This is a genomic window from Pseudomonas sp. P1_A1 (assembly GCF_056406935.1).
Map to the genome: position 1 here is coordinate 59,045 of NZ_JBFTZE010000027.1, position 17,142 is coordinate 76,186.

Genomic DNA, 17,142 nt, shown 5'->3' on the forward strand with positions numbered 1-17,142 from the left:
GCTTGCGCCCCGAACCGGACACCTTCACCCAACACTTTTGCTCTTTGCTTTGCGGGCTGCACATTCATGTGCCGAGTAGCCGCGCTAATTAAGGTCACACAGATGGACATGCAATCGCGAATTCGCCAGCTTTTTCAGGCCAGTATCGACACCAAGCAACAGGCGATGGACGTACTTGCACCGCACATCGAGCAAGCCAGCCAGGTCATGGTCAACGCCCTGCTCAACGAGGGCAAAATGCTGTCTTGCGGCAACGGCGGTTCCGCCGGTGACGCACAACACTTCTCGTCCGAACTGCTCAACCGCTTCGAGCGTGAGCGCCCGAGCCTGCCGGCCATCGCGCTGACCACCGACAGCTCGACGATCACCTCGATCGCCAACGACTACAGCTACAACGAAATCTTCTCCAAACAGATCCGCGCCCTCGGTCAACCGGGTGACGTATTGCTGGCCATTTCCACCAGCGGCAACTCGGCGAACATTATTCAAGCGATCCAGGCCGCACATGATCGCGAAATGATTGTCGTAGCATTGACGGGTCGTGATGGCGGCGGCATGGCGTCACTGCTTTTGCCGGAGGACGTCGAGATTCGCGTACCGGCCAACGTCACCGCACGTATTCAGGAAGTCCACCTGCTGGCGATCCATTGCCTTTGCGATCTGATCGACAGCCAACTGTTCGGGAGTGAAGAATGACCCCTAATCGCCTAGGCCTTCTGGCCTTGACCCTGTGCCTCGGCATCAGCGGCTGCACCTCGGTGGTTAACGCCAGCCGTGAAGCGCCGATCGACGATGACCGTGGCACCCGCACCTTCGGCAGCAAAATCGACGACACCCTGATCGAAACCAAGGCCGGTGTAAACATCGCCAAGGCCGATCCGGACCTGGACAACAACTCGCACATCGTCGTCACCAGCTTCAACGGCGTGGTGCTGCTGGCCGGGCAAACCCCGCGCGCCGACCTCAAGGCCAAGGCCGAACAGGTCGCCGCCTCCGTTCAGCGCGTGAAGAAGGTGCACAACGAACTGCAAGTGCTGCAGCCCTCCTCGCTGCTGGCACGCCAGAACGACACTTGGTTGACCACCAAGATCAAGACTCAGATGCTCACCGATCCCTCCATCCCAGGCTCGCGCATCAAGGTTGTGACTGAAAACGGCATCGTTTATCTGCTCGGCCTGCTGACCAAGCAGGAAGCGGCGCAGGCAACCAATCTGGTACAAGGCGTTTCCGGCGTGCAGAAGATTGTGAAGCTGTTTGAGTACATCGACTGACACACACACTCTGTAGGAGCTGCCGCAGGCTGCGATCTTTTGACTTTGCTTTTCAAGATCAAGAGATCGCAGCCTTTGGCAGCTCCTAAGTAATAAAAAAGGCGATCCATCCGGATCGCCTTTTTTATTACTTCACCACCTTCAAACTCGGTCGACCGCTGGGACGCGGCGGCTCGCTGTCGGGTGGCGGGATATCATCATCCGGCTCGATCTCATCCTCGTCTTCCAGAGGCGATTCCATATCGAACACCATGCCCTGGCCGTTCTCCCGAGCGTAAATGCCCAGGATCGACGCGATAGGCACGTACAGGGTATGCGGCACGCCACCGAAGCGCCCTTCGAAACTGACCGCCTCGTTATCCATGTGCAAATGACGCACGGCTGCCGGGGATACGTTCAGGACAATCTGCCCGTCACTGGCAAAACCCTGAGGCACCTGCACCGACGGATACTCGGAATTGACCAGCATGTGCGGGGTGCAATCGTTGTCCACAATCCACTCGTAGAGCGCGCGGACCAGATAAGGTCGACTGGAGTTCATAGCGGCTCCTTAAGCCTTAGCGCATATCGCGTTCGACACCAGACAGACTCGCCTGGAAAGCCTCACGCGCAAACGAGCGCTCCATGTAATCAAGCAGCGGCTTGGCAGGCCGCGGCAGTTCTATACCCAGAATCGGCAATCGCCAGAGTATTGGCAATAGGCAGCAATCCACCAGACTTTGTTCCTCACTGAGGAAAAACGGCTTGTCGGCGAATAGCGGCGACACGCCTGTCAGGCTTTCGCGCAGCTCTTTACGAGCCACCACGCGAGCTGCTTCCTTGGTCCGCGAATCCAGAATCAGATCCACCAGGCCACACCAGTCACGCTGAATGCGATGAATCAGCAGACGGCTGTTGGCACGCGCCACAGGATAAACCGGCAGTAGTGGCGGATGCGGGTAACGCTCATCCAGATATTCCATCACCACGGTCGACTCCCACAACGCCAGGTCACGATCGACCAGGGTGGGCAGGCTTCCGTAAGGGTTCACTTCAATCAGTTTAGGCGGCTGACGACCAGCCTCCACGTAAATGATCTCGGCGCTGACACCCTTCTCTGCAAGTACGATGCGCACTCGGTGGGAATAGTGGTCGGCGGGGTCGGAGTAACAGGCCAACCGATTGGTCACGCCCATGGCGGTCCTCCTCGCTTGTTGAAATTATCGGAAACGGAAAAACACGCGCGCCCAGAGGGCGCCTCCCGTAACGCCTGGATCACCAGACTCGTTACACCTTCAGAGACGCCCCTGGGCGCGTGCGATTAACAGCAATGGCTTACAACGTTATCAATGGACGTCTTTCCAGTATTCACGCTTGAGCAAGTAAGCGAATACGAAGAAGAACGCCAGGTACAGCAACACATAGGTACCGATGCGCTGATGCTGCAGCTTCACCGGGTTGGCCGAGTAGGCCAGGAAGGTCACCAGATTCTTGACCTTCTCGTTGAACTGCTCTTCGGTCAGCGTGCCGGTTTTCGGCAATACAGTCAGTTGATCGCAGGCTTCATGAGTCAAAGCGGTGCCGGTCAGCGGATCGAATTGCTTCTTGCCATCATCGACGACTTGAACCTGTTTACAGCCTACCACCTGACGACCCTGCAAGCCGACCAGAACGTTAGGCATGCCGACGTTCGGGAACACCTTGTTGTTCACGCCCCATGGACGCGACGGGTCTTCATAGAACGAACGCAGGTAGCCATAGAGCCAATCTGTGCCACGAACACGAGCCACCAGTGTCAGGTCGGGTGGCGCTGCACCAAACCAGGTCTTGGCGTCAGCCGGTTGCATGCCGATGCTCATGTGATCGCCGATCTTGGCGCCAGTGAACACCAGCTTCTCGAGCATCAGCTCGTGAGGAATGCCCAGGTCATCGGCGACACGCTCGTAGCGCTGGAACTTGGCACTGTGGCAGCCCATGCAATAGTTGGCGAACGTACGCGCGCCATCCTGCATGGCAGCCTTGTCGGAAACGTCGATGTCGACTTTTTCCAGCTCTGGGCCACCGTGTTCGGCCGCGAAGGACAGTGCTGGCAGAGCAGCAAGAATCAGTACAGCAAATAGTTTTTTCATCAGCCAGTCACCCTTTCCGGAACCGGTTTGGTCTTCTCGAGCCTGGTGTAGAACGGCATCAGAATGAAGTAGGCGAAGTACAGGAAGGTACAAACCTGCGACAGCAACGTACGTTCCGGGGTAGGCGCCATGACGCCCAGCCAGCCAAGGATCACGAAGGAGATGCAGAATACCCAGAGCCAGATCTTGCTCAGCCAGCCCTTGTAGCGCATGGACTTGACCGGGCTACGGTCAAGCCAGGGCAGGACGAACAGCAAGGCAATCGAAGCACCCATGGCAACAACACCCAGGAGCTTGTCCGGAACTGCCCGCAGAATCGCGTAGAACGGCGTGAAGTACCAGACCGGAGCGATGTGCTCAGGGGTCTTGAAGGCGTTCGCCACTTCAAAGTTCGGCTTCTCGAGGAAGTAACCACCCATTTCCGGGAAGAAGAACACGATCGCGCAGAAGATGAACAGGAACACCACGACGCCGACGATATCTTTCACGGTGTAGTACGGATGGAAGGCAATGCCGTCCAGCGGTACGCCGTTTTCGTCTTTGTGTTTCTTGATGTCCACGCCGTCCGGGTTGTTCGAACCCACTTCGTGCAACGCCAGAATGTGCAGCACCACCAGGCCGAGGATCACGATCGGCAAGGCCACCACATGCAAGGCGAAGAAACGGTTCAGGGTAATACCGGAAATCAGATAGTCACCACGGATCCACTGGGTCAGGTCGTTACCGATGACCGGGATCGCACCGAACAGCGAGATGATCACCTGGGCGCCCCAGTAGGACATCTGGCCCCACGGCAGCAGGTAACCCATGAAGGCCTCAGCCATCAGCGCCAGGTAGATCAGCATGCCGAACACCCACACCAACTCACGCGGCTTCTGGTACGAACCGTAGAGCAGGCCACGGAACATGTGCAGATAAACCACGATGAAGAACGCCGAAGCGCCGGTGGAGTGCAGCAGACGCAGGATCGAGCCGTACTCGACGTCGCGCATGATGTATTCGACGGAAGCGAATGCTTCTTCCGCCGACGGGGTGTAGCTCATGGTCAGCCAGACACCGGTAACGATCTGGTTGACCAGAACGAGCAGCGCCAGGGAGCCAAAGAAATAGAAGAAGTTGAAGTTCTTCGGGGCGTAATACTTGCTGAGATGGTCTTCCCACATTTTGGTCGCGGGGAAGCGCGCATCAACCCAATCCATGAACTTGCTCATCACGCTTTCTCCGTATCGACGCCAACGACAATGATGTCATCGGTCTCATAGGAATGCGGGGGAACTGGCAGGTTCAAAGGCGCGGGTTGCGACTTGTAGACGCGGCCAGCCAAATCGTAGTGGGAACCGTGGCAAGGGCAGAAATAGCCCCCGACCCAATCCTTGCCCAGATCGGCAGGTGCTACTTCCGGACGGAAGGTCGGTGAGCAACCCAAGTGAGTGCAGATGCCGATCAGCAGCAGAACTTCTGGTTTGATCGAACGCGTCTGCGGGTCGACATAGGTCGGTTGCGTCGAGTTCTTGGAGGCGGGGTCAGACAACTGGCCCTCAATCTTTTTCAGATTCCCCAGGATTTCCTCGGTACGGCGGACGATGAACACCGGCTGGCCGCGCCACTCAGCAATCATTTGCTGGCCTGGCTCGATTTTGCTGACATTCACTTTCACCGGTGCACCTGCGGCTTTCGCCTTGGCACTGGGAAACCATGACCCCACGAACGGGACCGCAGCCCCCACCGCTCCTGCAGCACCCACCACGGATGTGGCTGCTACCAAGAAGCGACGCCGGCCTGCATTCACGCCGTCATTGCTCATTCAGTCCTCTCCCATCAGCTTTGTGGCCTGTTAAATCAGGCGTCTACTAAGTAAAAATCTGAACTTATAAAAATTTTGCCGAATGGTAATGAAAAGCCCCAATTCTGACAAGGTAATTACCGAAGGGCTCCACTGCCAAGCCTTGCAGTATAGGGCCTCTACGGATGTGGCAAGTTGTCACAGCGTAATTCGTTGAATAAATCGCACCCATAAAAAAACGCCCAGCTTCGCGAGGAAACTGGGCGTTCTTTTTGAACGTGAAAGCGAATTAACGCTTCGAGTACTGCGGACGCTTACGCGCTTTACGCAGACCGACTTTCTTACGTTCAACTTCACGTGCATCGCGGGTTACGAAGCCAGCTTTGCGCAGAGCAGAACGCAGAGTTTCGTCGTAGTCCATCAGAGCGCGAGTGATACCGTGGCGGATTGCGCCAGCTTGACCACTTACACCACCGCCGATCACGGTGACGTAGATGTCGAACTTCTCGACAGTCTCAGTCAATTCCAGCGGCTGACGAACTACCATGCGGGCAGTTTCGCGGCCGAAGAAATTATCCAGCGAACGGTTGTTGATGGAGATGTTACCAGTGCCCGGACGCAGGAAAACRCGTGCGGTTGCAGTCTTGCGACGGCCAGTGCCGTAATTTTGAGTCGCCGACATAATGAACTATTCCGTTAAAACTTCAGTTCTTGGGGCTGCTGAGCAGTATGAGGGTGAGCAGCGCCCGCATAGACTTTCAGCTTACGATACATGTCGCGACCCAGCGGGTTCTTAGGCAGCATGCCTTTGACCGCGGTCTCGATCACGCGCTCAGGGGCTTTAGCGATCAGCTTTTCGAAGTTGATCGACTTGATGCCGCCCGGGAAACCGGAGTGGGAGTAGTACATTTTGTCAGTGGTTTTAGCGCCAGTAACACGTACTTGCTCAGCGTTGATTACGACGATGTAGTCGCCGGTGTCGACGTGAGGAGTGTACTCAGCCTTGTGCTTGCCACGCAGACGGCTCGCGATTTCAGTGGCCAGACGACCCAGGGTCTGACCAGCAGCGTCGACGACAAACCAGTCGCGCTTTACTGTTTCCGGTTTAGCAGTAAAAGTTTTCATTCTTTATAGCCTCAGGGGCCGCCCTGTAAATTAGACGGCGGATCTTACTGAATAGTGCGTACTTTGACAAGTCAAAGGCAGCCGGATACAGACGCTTTCGGGGGCTCGGGTCGGCGCGTCCGTTCAACGGCAAGATTCTTCGGCGGCGGCGCATCACTTCCACTGCAGAAAGAGGTGCGCAATTATGCAGATTGCGAAAAATATTTCAACCTGCTTTTATGATTGTTTTGCCCAAGGAGCACCCGATGGACTATCGCCAGCTAGGCCGTACCGATCTGAACGTGAGTGCACTCTGCCTCGGCACCATGACCTGGGGCGAGCAAAACAGCGAGGCTGAAGCCTTCGCCCAGATCGAACGCGCCAAGGGCGCCGGGATCAATTTCATCGACACCGCCGAGATGTACCCGGTGCCGCCCAAGGCCGACACCTACGCCACCACTGAGCGCTACATCGGCAACTACTTCAAAAGTCGCGGCGATCGCGCCGACTGGATCCTGGCGAGCAAGATCGCCGGCCCCGGCAACACCATCGACTACATTCGCGACAAAAACCTGCGGCACAACCGCCAACACATCAGCGAAGCCGTGGACGCCAGCCTCAAGCGCCTGCAAACCGACTACATCGACCTGTATCAGTTGCACTGGCCGGAACGCAGCACCAATTTCTTCGGTCAGCTCGGCTACAAGCACAAGATAGAAGCCAATCTGACGCCACTGGAAGACACCCTCGAGGCGCTGGACGAGCAGGTCAAGGCCGGCAAGATCCGCCACATCGGCCTGTCCAACGAAACCCCGTGGGGCACCATGCGTTTCCTCGCCCTCGCCGAAGCCCGTGGCTGGCCCCGCGCGGTATCCATCCAGAACCCCTACAACCTGCTCAATCGCAGCTTCGAAATCGGCCTGGCGGAAATTGCCATCCGCGAACAATGTGGCTTACTGGCCTACTCGCCACTGGCGTTCGGCTTTCTGTCGGGCAAGTACGAAGGTGGCGCGCGTCCGCCCAAAGGTCGCCTGAGCCTCTACAGCCGCTTCAGCCGCTATTTCAACCCACAGTCGGAAGCAGCGTGCAGTCGTTACGTGGCACTGGCCCGTAAACACGGCCTGGACCCGGCGCAGATGGCGCTGGCGTTCGTCACACAACAGCCATTCGTGACCAGCAACATCATTGGCGCCACCACGCTTGAGCAACTGGACAGCAACATTGCCAGCGTCGATTTGAAGCTGTCGGATGAAGTGCTGGCAGGCATTGAGGCGATTCACCAGGATCAGCCGAATCCTGCGCCGTAATCTTCAGTGATTCTAAAAAGATCGCAGCCTGCGGCAGCTCCTACATGCATCGACGTACACCCGCAGGCTGCGATCTTTTCAGCCCTCACAGAGATTCAAAGCGACCGCGCAATAATCTCCTTCATGATTTCATTGGTCCCGGCATAAATCCGCTGCACCCGCGCATCCGCCCATGCCCGGGCGATCGGATATTCCCACATGAATCCGTAACCGCCATGCAACTGCACGCATTCGTCGAGCACCTTGCATTGCAGGTCGGTGCCCCAGTATTTGGCCATCGCCGCCGTCGGCACGTCGAGTTTGCCTTGCAGATGCAGTTCCAGGCAGCGATCGACGAAGACCCGACCGATCTGGATCTCGGTCGCCATTTCAGCGAGCTTGAAGCGGGTGTTCTGGAAGTCGGCGATGGCCTTGCCGAAGGCCTTGCGTTCACGGGTGTAATCCAGCGTCCATTGCAACGCCGCTTCGGCTGATGCCAAGCCGCCCACCGCGACCGTCAAGCGTTCCTGCGGTAATTCCTGCATCAGGTAAGCAAAGCCCATCCCGGCTTGCCCCAGCAGGTTTTCCTTGGGCACCCGAACGTCCTGAAAGAACAGTTCCGAGGTGTCCTGAGCCTTCATGCCGACCTTTTCCAGGCGCTTACCCTTGGCGAAACCCGGCGTGTTGGCCTCCACCAGAAACAGACTGGTGCCCTTCGCTCCCGCCTTCGGATCAGTCTTGGCCACAACGATCACCAGGTCAGCCAGAAAGCCGTTGGTGATGAAAGTCTTCGAACCGTTGATCACGTATTCGTCGCCCTCCAGCACCGCGGTAGTCTTCACCCCTTGCAGGTCGGAGCCGGCACCCGGCTCGGTCATGGCAATCGCTGTGACCATCTCGCCAGACACCAGCCTGGGCAGGTATTTGTGTTTCAGCGCCTCACTGCCGTAATGCAGGATATAAGGCGCAACAATGTCCGAATGAAGAGAAAAGCCGATCCCGGTCAGCCCCAGACGACCGACCTCCTCGATCACCACTGCGCTGTAGAGAAAGTCTGTCCCAAGCCCGCCGTATTCTTCCGGCAGATGCGAACAGAGCATCCCCGCCTCCCCCGCCTTGTTCCAGAGATTGCGGTCGATATAGCCTTGTTTTTCCCATTGCCCATGGAACGGCACGGCCTCTTTTTCGAGGAACGTTCGCACGCTATCGCGAAAAAGTTCGTGCTCGGGGCTGAACAAGGTTCTGGGGATCATGGGGCACCTGTCGTTATTGTCAGACGGAATTGACCTTCAGAGACTAAGCCTCGCTTCCGATACGGGACACTGGACACATCCGACAAAAAATAAGACGATCCAGCCGTCTGGTGACCACTTTCCCCTATAAGAATAAAGTTGAATTATGTCTAACCAAGCCTCCAAGCCCTTGCGGCGCGTCAGCATCCTGGCTATCGACCGGGTTTTCGCTTCCACCCTCATGCAAGCCAAGGATTTCTTCCACCTGGCCAGCCTGCGCTATGGCAAACAACTGGGCCACGGCCTGACACCGGTGTTCGAAACCCGACTGGTCAGCCCCGACGGCAAACCGGTGAACAGCTTCAGCGACGTGATCATGCCGGTGGACGGCGGCCTGGAAAATGCCGACGTCATCATCCTCCCCGCCTTCTGGGACGATTTCGACACGCTCTGCAAACGTTATCCACAGGTCCTGCCGTGGCTGCGCGAACAACACGCCCGCGGGGCAGTGCTGTGTGGCGAGGCCACGGGGGTGTTCTGGCTCGCCGAAGCCGGGCTGCTCAACGGCAAGGAAGCGACCACGTACTGGCGCTTCTTCAATGCTTTCGCCGAGCGCTTCCCGCAGGTTCATCTCAATCAGGACAAGCACCTGACCGACGCCGACAACCTGTATTGCGCCGGCGGCACCACCTCGGCCTGCGACCTCTACATTTACCTGATCGAGCGCTTTTGCGGTGCCAACGTGGCCCAGGCCGTGGCCCGCGACATTCTCTACGAAGTGCAACGCAGCTATGCGCCGGGGCGGATCGGTTTCGGCGGGCAGAAACTGCACCAGGATGTGATCATCCTGCAGATCCAGCATTGGCTCGAAGAACACTTCGCCGATAAATTCCGCTTCGAAGACGTGGCCCGCGAACACGGCATGAGCATCCGCAACTTCATGCGACGCTTCCAGACCGCCACCGGCGATAAACCGCTGCATTACCTGCAACGCCTGCGCATCGAGACCGCCAAGGGCTTATTGTCCGGCAGCCGCAAGAGCATCAAGACCATCAGCTATGAAGTCGGATACGACGATGCGAGCTTCTTCGCCCGGCTGTTCCGCCAGCATACGGAGTTGTCGCCGAATCAGTATCGGCAGCAGTTTCAACAAGCAGCTTAAGGGCTAGACACCAATCCAGATTGGCTCTTCAGCGCGCATAAAAAAGGGCCTGCAATGCAGGCCCTTTTTTATTTTCCGAAATGTCCTACGGCTTGTGCGCCCGGGACAGGAATTCGTGAGACTGCATTTCCAGCAAGCGGCTAAGCGTGCGCTGGAACTCGAAGGTCAGGCGACCGCCGGTGTAGAGGTCTTTAAGCTCGACTTCGGCGGAGATGATCAGCTTCACGTTACGGTCGTAGAACTCGTCGACCATGTTGATAAAACGTCGGGCGATGTCGTCGGTGGTGACGCTCATTTGCTCGACATTGCTGAGCAATACTGCGTGGAAGATCTTACCCAGCTCGATGTAATCGTTCTGGCTGCGTGGGCCGTCGCAGAGTTCACGGAAGTCGAACCAGGCCACGTCATCGCAGGTGCGCACGGCACGAATTTCACGGTTCTCGATCACCAGTACGTCGTTCTCGATGGCTGCCGTGCATTCCGGTGTCAGGGCCCGGAAGCTCTTGCGCAGGCTTTCCTGGGCGGCCTCGTCCAGCGGGAAGTGGAACAGCTCCGCTTGCTCGAGGTGACGCAGACGGTAATCGACGCCGCTGTCGACGTTGACGATTTCGGTGTTCTGCTTGATCAGTGCAATGGCCGGCAGGAAACGCGCACGTTGCAGGCCGTCCTTGTACAGACCGTCCGGCACGATGTTCGAGGTCGCGACCAGGGTCACGCCGTTCTTGAACAGCTCTTCCATCAGCGTGCCAAGGATCATGGCGTCGGTGATGTCGGAGACGAAGAACTCATCGAAACAGATCACTCGCGTCTCGTCGGAAAAGCGCTTGGCGATGATCGTCAGCGGGTTTTTCTCGCCGCCCAGAGTCTTCATCTCTTCGTGCACGCGCTTCATGAAGCGGTGGAAGTGAGTGCGGGTCTTTTCCTTGAACGGCAGCGCTTCGAAGAAGGTGTCGACCAGGTAAGTCTTGCCGCGACCCACGCCGCCCCAGAAGTACAGGCCCTTGACCGGCGCCTGGTCCTTCTTGCCAAACAGTTTGCCGAGCAGGCCCGGTTTGTTCTGCGAGGCCGCGACCAGATCGTCGTACAAGCGCTGCAAATGACGCACTGCCGTTTCCTGCGCAGCATCGTGGAAGAATTCCGGGCGTTTCAGATCAGCTTGGTATCGTTCTAGGGGCGTCATAATTCGTTAGCAAGGCAACAAAAACGGGCCGTCACTGTAGCGACGGCCCGTGGGAATGGCAATCGGCCCTTGGTCGGACCGAACCGTTGTTTATTCCTGAACCGGTGTCAGTGCAACCCGCAACGCGCCGATGGCAGCCTCGCGAGCAGCGCTGTCGGCGAAGGCCGGGCTGTCGGCCACGCACTCGCCTTCCAGCCAGACGCTGAAGCTCAGGTCTTCACTGCGCACGTCCAATGGCTGGCCGGATTGCAGTTGCTTGGTCACCTGACCTGCGGTTTTGCCATCGGCGAAGTGGCGCGACAGCAGCAGCTGCTCGCCATCGGCCGCCAGCAGACGGAAGCGGAAACTGCCATCGTCTTCACGGAAGCTGACAAAACGCGCGGCTTTCGCGGCTTTCTTCTTGGTGGTGGCAGCGACTTGAGTCTGGGCGACGAAAGAACGCAGGCCGACCGCTTCACGCAGTTCGTTGAGGAACGGCGTGGCCACGGCACGCGCCTTTTTGGCGCCGAGCTGCAGGATGTCTTCCAGGTCTGCCGGGCGGCCGATCAACTGGTGATAACGATCGCGGGACTCGCCCAACTCGTTGTCCAGCAACTGGAACAGGCGATTCTTCGCCTCGCCCCAACCCAGGCCCTGGAGCAATTCGCTGCGGAACTCGTCGGCTTGTGCCGGCGTAGCGAAAGCCTGGAACAAGGTGAACAGGTGCGAGTTGTCCGGATCTTTGGCTTCGCCCGGGGCGCGGGAGTCGGTCACGATCCGCGAAATCGCGTCTTTCATCTCTTTGGCGCTGCTGAACAACGGAATGGTGTTGTCGTAGCTCTTCGACATCTTGCGACCATCGAGACCTGGCAGCGTGGCGACGCTTTCCTCGATCAGCGCTTCGGGCATGGTGAAGAACTCCTTGCCCTGGCCGAACAAGTGGTTGAAGCGCTGGCCGATGTCACGGGCCATTTCCACGTGCTGGATCTGGTCACGGCCGACCGGCACCTTGTGGGCGTTGAACATCAGAATGTCCGCGGCCATCAGCACCGGGTAACTGTACAGACCCATGGTGATACCCGCATCCGGGTCTTCGCCATTCTCGACGTTCTTGTCCACCGACGCCTTGTAGGCATGGGCGCGGTTGAGCAAGCCCTTGGCGGCCACGCAGGTCAGCAGCCAGGTCAGCTCCGGGATTTCCGGGATGTCGGACTGGCGATAGAACGTCACCCGGTCCACGTCCAGGCCACCGGCCAGCCAGGTCGCGGCAATTTCCAGACGCGAGCGCTGGATGCGCAGCGGGTCATCGCATTTGATCAGGGCGTGGTAGTCGGCCAGGAAGTAGAACGAATCGGCATTGCTGTCACGGCTGGCGATGATCGCCGGGCGGATGGCGCCGGCGTAGTTGCCCAGGTGCGGCGTGCCAGTGGTGGTGATGCCGGTGAGGATACGGGTACGAGTCGTCATGGGTAATCGCTTGTCAGACTGCAATCAATTCGAAAGACGCGGCAGGATCAGATCCTTGAGATCGGTCAGCTTGCCATGAAAAAAGTGTCCGCATTCTGCCACTTTCAGCAGCTCATGGGGGCGATCGAGTGAGTCGGACCAATCGTAAACGAGTTGCGGATCGATCACTTCGTCGGTTTCCGGCTGGATCAGGGTCAATGTACCTTGGTGCGGCAGTTGATCCTGATCGCCCAGACGCATGACCGCAGGCGCGACCATGAACAGATGCTTGATCTGCTCACCCTTGGCCTCCAGGCGTCCGCCGAGACTGGCTGCAACAAAACCGCCGAAGGAGAAGCCGAACAGGGTCAAAGGTAATTCAGGATGTTTGGCGCGCAGCCACTCGGCCGCTGCCTGGGCATCGTCGACTTCGCCGGAGCCCATGTCGTGCGAGCCTTCACTGGCGCCAACGCCACGGTAGTTGAAACGCAAGGTAATCAAACCGGCGTCCCGCGCGGTACGCTGCAAGGTCGATACGACTTTGTTGAGCATGGTGCCGCCCTGCACCGGGTTCGGATGGCAGATCAGCGCCAAGCCGCGGGGGTGTTCATTGTCCAGGCTCTTGTTTTCCAGATACAGAGCTTCCAGTTGGCCCACCGGGCCATCAATCACTACAGGGGTTTCGCGCATAAGCAAGGAAGGAACTCCGTGACCTCGAATCGGGTCGACTCGTCTAGCAAATTGTCTGTGCCAATCTATTGCGAGTGAATCGCGGTATACAGCGCAGGTTCGAGCCGTTAACGTAAAGCAAAGCCGTTTATAGAGGAAGGACTCGTGGAACACTCGCTCTTAGTTTGGTTGTTACCGACTCTTGCCCTGGTTGTGGGTGTCGCCATTGGATTCCTGATCGCTCGCCTGGTGCCGAATGCCGCTCCGAGCAGCACGCAACGTCAGCTGGATGATATTCAGGAACGTTTTGACAAGTATCAGAACGAAGTGGTCACCCACTTCAACAGCACTGCATCCCTGGTCAAGAAACTGACTCAGAGCTATCAGGAAGTGCAGGATCATCTCGCCGAGGGTGCCAACCGCCTGGCCCTGGACGAGCAGACTCGCCAACGCTTGCTGGCGGCCCTGCACGCCGACGCGGTGCAGGCTCCACGGGAACGCCTGACGCCACCGCGCGATCAGGAACCGCCTCGCGATTACGCTCCCAAAGCCCCGAACGCGCCGGGCATGCTCGATGAGCATTACGGCCTGAAGAAGTAATCAGGTTTCGCGCGACACAAAAAGCCCTCGGACGAGTGATTGTCCGGGGGCTTTTTTTATTCTGAAGTTTTCATCGCCTGAACAAGCGGAACAAAAAAATGCCCGATCTTTTAAGGATCGGGCATTTTCATTTCAGGGAGAGGTCAGCCTCTCATGGGTACTGCTGAACAGTGCCTTGCTGTTGCTGACCACCGTATTGCTGGCCCGGAATAGCCTTCAGGTTGACCTCGACGCGGCGGTTCTGTGCCCGGCCATTGGTATCGCCGTTGCTGGCAATCGGGTTATCCGGCCCTGCACCACGTGCCGACAGATTGGCGCCGCTGACACCCTGTGAGGTCAGGTAGGTCGCCACGCTCTGGGCGCGACGCTGGGACAGGTCCATGTTGTGCTGGCGGCTGCCGGTGCTGTCGGTGTAGCCGACGATCTCGATCTGGTTCTGGTTGAACTCCTTGAGCGAGCCCGCCAGATTGTTCAGCGGCTGATAGAAGCTCGACGCGATGTTCGCCGAATCGGTGGCGAAGGTGATGTTGCCCGGCATGATCAGCTTGATCTGATCGCCCTGACGCTGCACTTCAACCCCGGTATTGGCCATGCTGGCCCGCAGCTTTTTCTCCTGCTGGTCGGCGTAGTAACCGTAACCGGCGGCGGAAGCGCCTACCACGGCAGCGCCAATCAGCGCGCCCTTGCCACGGTTATCGTGACTGATGGCAGCACCGGCCAGCGCACCGGCCAGGGCGCCGAGGCCACCGTATTTGGCGGTATTGCTCATGCCCGTGGAGCTGCCATCAGCCTGACCCTGGTTGTCATAAGGGTTCGGCGATGCACAACCGGACAACAGAGCCACCGCAGTAGCGACAACAATCAAACGACGCGAGGTGAACATGGAGGAGCTCCTACTTTTTTTGCATTCTGTGGTGCAACGGACTTAAGCAATGAACCTTTGCGGGCGTTGGATCACTGGCAACGACAAAAATTCCGTCAGTGCCCTTCAAGCTCGCACGAAGGGGTTACCGCGCATTTCATCGCCCAGACAGGTGTCCGGACCATGCCCGGCCACCACGATTGCCTCTTCATCGAGGGTATACAACCGCTGCTTGATCGACCGCACGAGCGTCGCCTGATCGCCGCCCCACAAATCCGTGCGCCCTACCCCGCGCTTGAACAGTGTGTCACCGGCAATCAGCAGCTTAGCTTCAGAAAACCAAAAGCTCATGGAACCTGGCGTATGACCCGGCGTGTGCAACGCCACACCACAACCGCAGGCCAGCTCTTCTTCGTCGGCCAACCAGCGATCCGGCGATGGCACCGGGGTGTAAGGCACACCGAACATCTGGCACTGCATCTCCAGATTGTCCTAGAGAAATTGATCTTCTTTATGCAGGTGCAGGGTCGCGCCGGTTTTCTCCTTCAACTGACCGGAAGCCAGGAAGTGATCGAGGTGCGCGTGGGTGTGGATGATGCTGACTACCTTCAGGCCCAAGGCGTCGAGGCGCGCGAGGATCAGCTCGTGATTGCCGCCCGGGTCGACGACGATGGCTTTTTTGGTGATCGGGTCGCCGATGATTGTGCAGTTGCACTGCAAAGGGCCGACGGGGAAGGTTTCGCGGATCAGCGCTGGGGTCGGCGCGTTCATGGGAGGTCCTGATTAGTCAATTTCGAACAGGATACCAGCGCGCATTCCTCAAGATTCACTGGCGCACGCCGACACAGATTTACCGGTCAGTTTTTTGACGCCATCAAATAAAAAAATAATGGCCACGTGATATCATTTGACACTGACTCTGGTGCAAAATTGCTTCTTTGTAGCGGCCACATACAGGAAGGTCGCAAACTCACTCAGGATATTCAGATGTCGTCTCCTCTTGGTTACGTATTAACTTGGTCTTCTTTTCTGACTGGTGACTCAAAGGTAGACAGTCTGATTTATGGCACTAGATGGCTGAGTCCTGACTGGGGCGTCGACTTCTTCGCGACACGCTTGACCTATAGTTTCGTCAATCCTGGCCAATCGTACTTCTCCGCCCAGTACAGCACCAAACAAGAATTCCTGAACAGTTACGCACTGACATCGGCCCAACAAAACGCCGTGACTGGTGCACTTGGCACGTGGAGTGCCGTGGCCAATGTCAAATTCACTCTGGTCAGTGACAATATCATCAGCGCCGGCGACTTGCGTTTCGGCGGCTATTGGGATTTGGACGACGACGCCGCTGCCTGGGCCTACTCCCCAGATGACACCCCATTGGGCGGAGATGTCTGGATCGGACCGAACACGGATAATCCGACGCCCGTCAAAGGCACCTACGACTTTATGACGTTTGTGCATGAAATCGGGCATGCCCTGGGCCTCAAGCATCCATTCGAAGCAAGCCCATCCAACAGCACGGTGATCAGTCCTGCGCTCGACGATTTGCATTTCACGGTCATGAGCTACAACAATGCGTATTCCTACCAGCCGACGACACCGATGCTGCTGGATATTCTCGCTATCCAGCAGCTTTACGGCGCCAACATGCTTTGGCAAACCGGCGACAACGTCTATCGCTGGGCACCGGACCAATCAGTGTTCGAAACCATCTGGGATGCTGGCGGCAACGATACGATCGATGCCAGCAACCAACTAGCGGCCGTCAGCCTGAACCTGAATGAGGGCGAGTTCAGCAACATCGGCAAGGCATTCGCCGACATCGCGAACCTGGAACTGATCAATGACGGGCTAGCAATCGCCTATGGCACCAAAATCGAAAATGCTACTGGCTCGGCCTTTGACGATAATCTTATCGGTAATGCACTGGGTAACGTTCTCAATGGCGGGGCCGGCCAAGACGTCATGATGGGCGGTGCAGGCAACGACGGTTACTATGTGGATAACGTGGGTGACGTGGTGGTGGAAACCAACACCTCGCTAAGCGAGATCGATACGGTCGCGTCGTCGATCAGCTACACCCTGGGCAACAACGTCGAGAACCTGACCCTCACCGGCAGCGACAACCTCGACGCCACCGGCAACGCCCTGAGCAACCGCCTGATCGGCAACAGCGGCAACAACGTGCTGGAGGGCGGCACCGGTGCTGATGTGATGATCGGCGGCAGCGGCAATGACACCTACAGCGTCGATAACCTCAAGGACGTGGTCACCGAAACCAGCACCCTGGCGAGCGAAATCGACACCGTGCGGTCCTCGGTCAACTGGCTCCTCGGTGCCAACCTGGAAAACCTGACCCTGACCGGCAGCGACAATATCTACGCGGTCGGCAACGCCCTGAACAACGTGCTGATCGGCAACAGCGGCAACAACATCCTCAACGGCCAGGGCGGTCTG

At 57.8% G+C, this 17,142-nt stretch carries 18 protein-coding genes and 1 pseudogene; 6 read left to right on the top strand and 13 right to left on the bottom strand.

Features of this window, described 5'->3' with window-relative positions:
* Positions 1–102 precede the first annotated feature (102 nt).
* Together AC1D2Q_RS27825 and AC1D2Q_RS27830 are read left to right on the top strand one after the other, a co-directional pair.
* Positions 103–696: a phosphoheptose isomerase gene (locus tag AC1D2Q_RS27825; protein WP_007904374.1), complete on the top strand. Its 594-nt coding sequence runs from the start codon at positions 103–105 to the stop codon at positions 694–696.
* Positions 693–1,271, top strand: coding sequence for a BON domain-containing protein (locus AC1D2Q_RS27830; protein WP_477815305.1), 579 nt, complete (start codon positions 693–695; stop codon positions 1,269–1,271). The genes AC1D2Q_RS27825 and AC1D2Q_RS27830 overlap by 4 nt, the downstream gene beginning before the upstream one ends.
* Positions 1,272–1,398: 127 nt before the next feature.
* Here the strand turns inward: AC1D2Q_RS27830 and AC1D2Q_RS27835 are convergent, their stop codons facing one another.
* The 7 genes from AC1D2Q_RS27835 to rplM form a co-directional block, all read right to left on the bottom strand.
* Positions 1,399–1,812, bottom strand: coding sequence for a ClpXP protease specificity-enhancing factor (locus tag AC1D2Q_RS27835; protein WP_305411193.1), 414 nt, complete (start codon positions 1,810–1,812; stop codon positions 1,399–1,401).
* Between the two features lie 16 nt (positions 1,813–1,828).
* Positions 1,829–2,446 carry a glutathione S-transferase N-terminal domain-containing protein gene (locus AC1D2Q_RS27840; protein ID WP_007905304.1) on the bottom strand — a complete coding sequence of 206 codons (618 nt, stop codon included), beginning with the start codon at positions 2,444–2,446 and terminating at the stop codon, positions 1,829–1,831.
* 150 nt (positions 2,447–2,596) lie between these two features.
* Entirely contained in the window at positions 2,597–3,379 is a 783-nt protein-coding gene (locus tag AC1D2Q_RS27845; RefSeq protein WP_018930120.1) for a cytochrome c1, read from the bottom strand.
* Positions 3,379–4,590, bottom strand: a complete 1,212-nt coding sequence (locus AC1D2Q_RS27850) for a cytochrome b (protein WP_018930119.1) — start codon at positions 4,588–4,590, stop codon at positions 3,379–3,381. Before AC1D2Q_RS27850 ends, AC1D2Q_RS27845 begins: the two co-directional genes overlap by 1 nt.
* Positions 4,590–5,183: a ubiquinol-cytochrome c reductase iron-sulfur subunit gene (gene petA / locus AC1D2Q_RS27855; protein ID WP_007939825.1), complete on the bottom strand. Its 594-nt coding sequence runs from the start codon at positions 5,181–5,183 to the stop codon at positions 4,590–4,592. The genes AC1D2Q_RS27850 and petA overlap by 1 nt, the downstream gene beginning before the upstream one ends.
* Before the next feature lie 268 nt (positions 5,184–5,451).
* A complete protein-coding gene (gene rpsI, locus AC1D2Q_RS27860) occupies positions 5,452–5,844 on the bottom strand; it encodes a 30S ribosomal protein S9 (protein WP_003228056.1) in 393 nt (130 codons plus the stop codon).
* A 14-nt stretch (positions 5,845–5,858) separates the two neighbouring features.
* On the bottom strand, positions 5,859–6,287 hold the full coding sequence (rplM, locus tag AC1D2Q_RS27865) for a 50S ribosomal protein L13 (RefSeq protein WP_007939824.1): 429 nt from the start codon (positions 6,285–6,287) through the stop codon (positions 5,859–5,861).
* Between the two features lie 245 nt (positions 6,288–6,532).
* Here rplM and AC1D2Q_RS27870 point away from each other — a divergent pair, with 245 nt between their 5' ends.
* Positions 6,533–7,573: an NADP(H)-dependent aldo-keto reductase gene (locus AC1D2Q_RS27870; RefSeq protein WP_477815306.1), complete on the top strand. Its 1,041-nt coding sequence runs from the start codon at positions 6,533–6,535 to the stop codon at positions 7,571–7,573.
* A gap of 95 nt (positions 7,574–7,668) precedes the next feature.
* On the opposite strand, the gene AC1D2Q_RS27875 is transcribed toward AC1D2Q_RS27870, so the two are convergent.
* Positions 7,669–8,805: an acyl-CoA dehydrogenase family protein gene (locus tag AC1D2Q_RS27875; protein ID WP_477815307.1), complete on the bottom strand. Its 1,137-nt coding sequence runs from the start codon at positions 8,803–8,805 to the stop codon at positions 7,669–7,671.
* Between the two features lie 244 nt (positions 8,806–9,049).
* Between AC1D2Q_RS27875 and AC1D2Q_RS27880 the strand changes: the two genes are divergently transcribed.
* A complete protein-coding gene (locus AC1D2Q_RS27880; protein WP_477815312.1) occupies positions 9,050–9,946 on the top strand; it encodes a GlxA family transcriptional regulator in 897 nt (298 codons plus the stop codon).
* Between the two features lie 85 nt (positions 9,947–10,031).
* Here the strand turns inward: AC1D2Q_RS27880 and zapE are convergent, their stop codons facing one another.
* From zapE to AC1D2Q_RS27895, 3 genes are all read right to left on the bottom strand, one after another.
* Entirely contained in the window at positions 10,032–11,126 is a 1,095-nt protein-coding gene (zapE, locus tag AC1D2Q_RS27885; RefSeq protein WP_477815308.1) for a cell division protein ZapE, read from the bottom strand.
* 90 nt (positions 11,127–11,216) lie between these two features.
* Positions 11,217–12,572 carry a tryptophan--tRNA ligase gene (locus AC1D2Q_RS27890; RefSeq protein ID WP_477815309.1) on the bottom strand — a complete coding sequence of 452 codons (1,356 nt, stop codon included), beginning with the start codon at positions 12,570–12,572 and terminating at the stop codon, positions 11,217–11,219.
* A gap of 24 nt (positions 12,573–12,596) precedes the next feature.
* A complete protein-coding gene (locus AC1D2Q_RS27895; RefSeq protein WP_477815310.1) occupies positions 12,597–13,241 on the bottom strand; it encodes an alpha/beta hydrolase in 645 nt (214 codons plus the stop codon).
* A 144-nt stretch (positions 13,242–13,385) separates the two neighbouring features.
* On the opposite strand from AC1D2Q_RS27895, the gene AC1D2Q_RS27900 reads away from it, so the two are divergent.
* A complete protein-coding gene (locus AC1D2Q_RS27900; protein ID WP_018930114.1) occupies positions 13,386–13,820 on the top strand; it encodes a Z-ring associated ZapG family protein in 435 nt (144 codons plus the stop codon).
* Between the two features lie 151 nt (positions 13,821–13,971).
* Here the strand turns inward: AC1D2Q_RS27900 and AC1D2Q_RS27905 are convergent, their stop codons facing one another.
* Together AC1D2Q_RS27905 and AC1D2Q_RS27910 are read right to left on the bottom strand one after the other, a co-directional pair.
* A complete protein-coding gene (locus AC1D2Q_RS27905; RefSeq protein ID WP_253416718.1) occupies positions 13,972–14,703 on the bottom strand; it encodes a YiaD family glycine zipper/OmpA-like lipoprotein in 732 nt (243 codons plus the stop codon).
* A gap of 105 nt (positions 14,704–14,808) precedes the next feature.
* Positions 14,809–15,453: pseudogene (locus AC1D2Q_RS27910) on the bottom strand (MBL fold metallo-hydrolase).
* 216 nt (positions 15,454–15,669) lie between these two features.
* Between AC1D2Q_RS27910 and AC1D2Q_RS27915 the strand changes: the two are divergent.
* The coding region (locus tag AC1D2Q_RS27915; protein WP_477815311.1) for a M10 family metallopeptidase at positions 15,670–17,142 on the top strand (1,473 nt) is incomplete at its 3' end.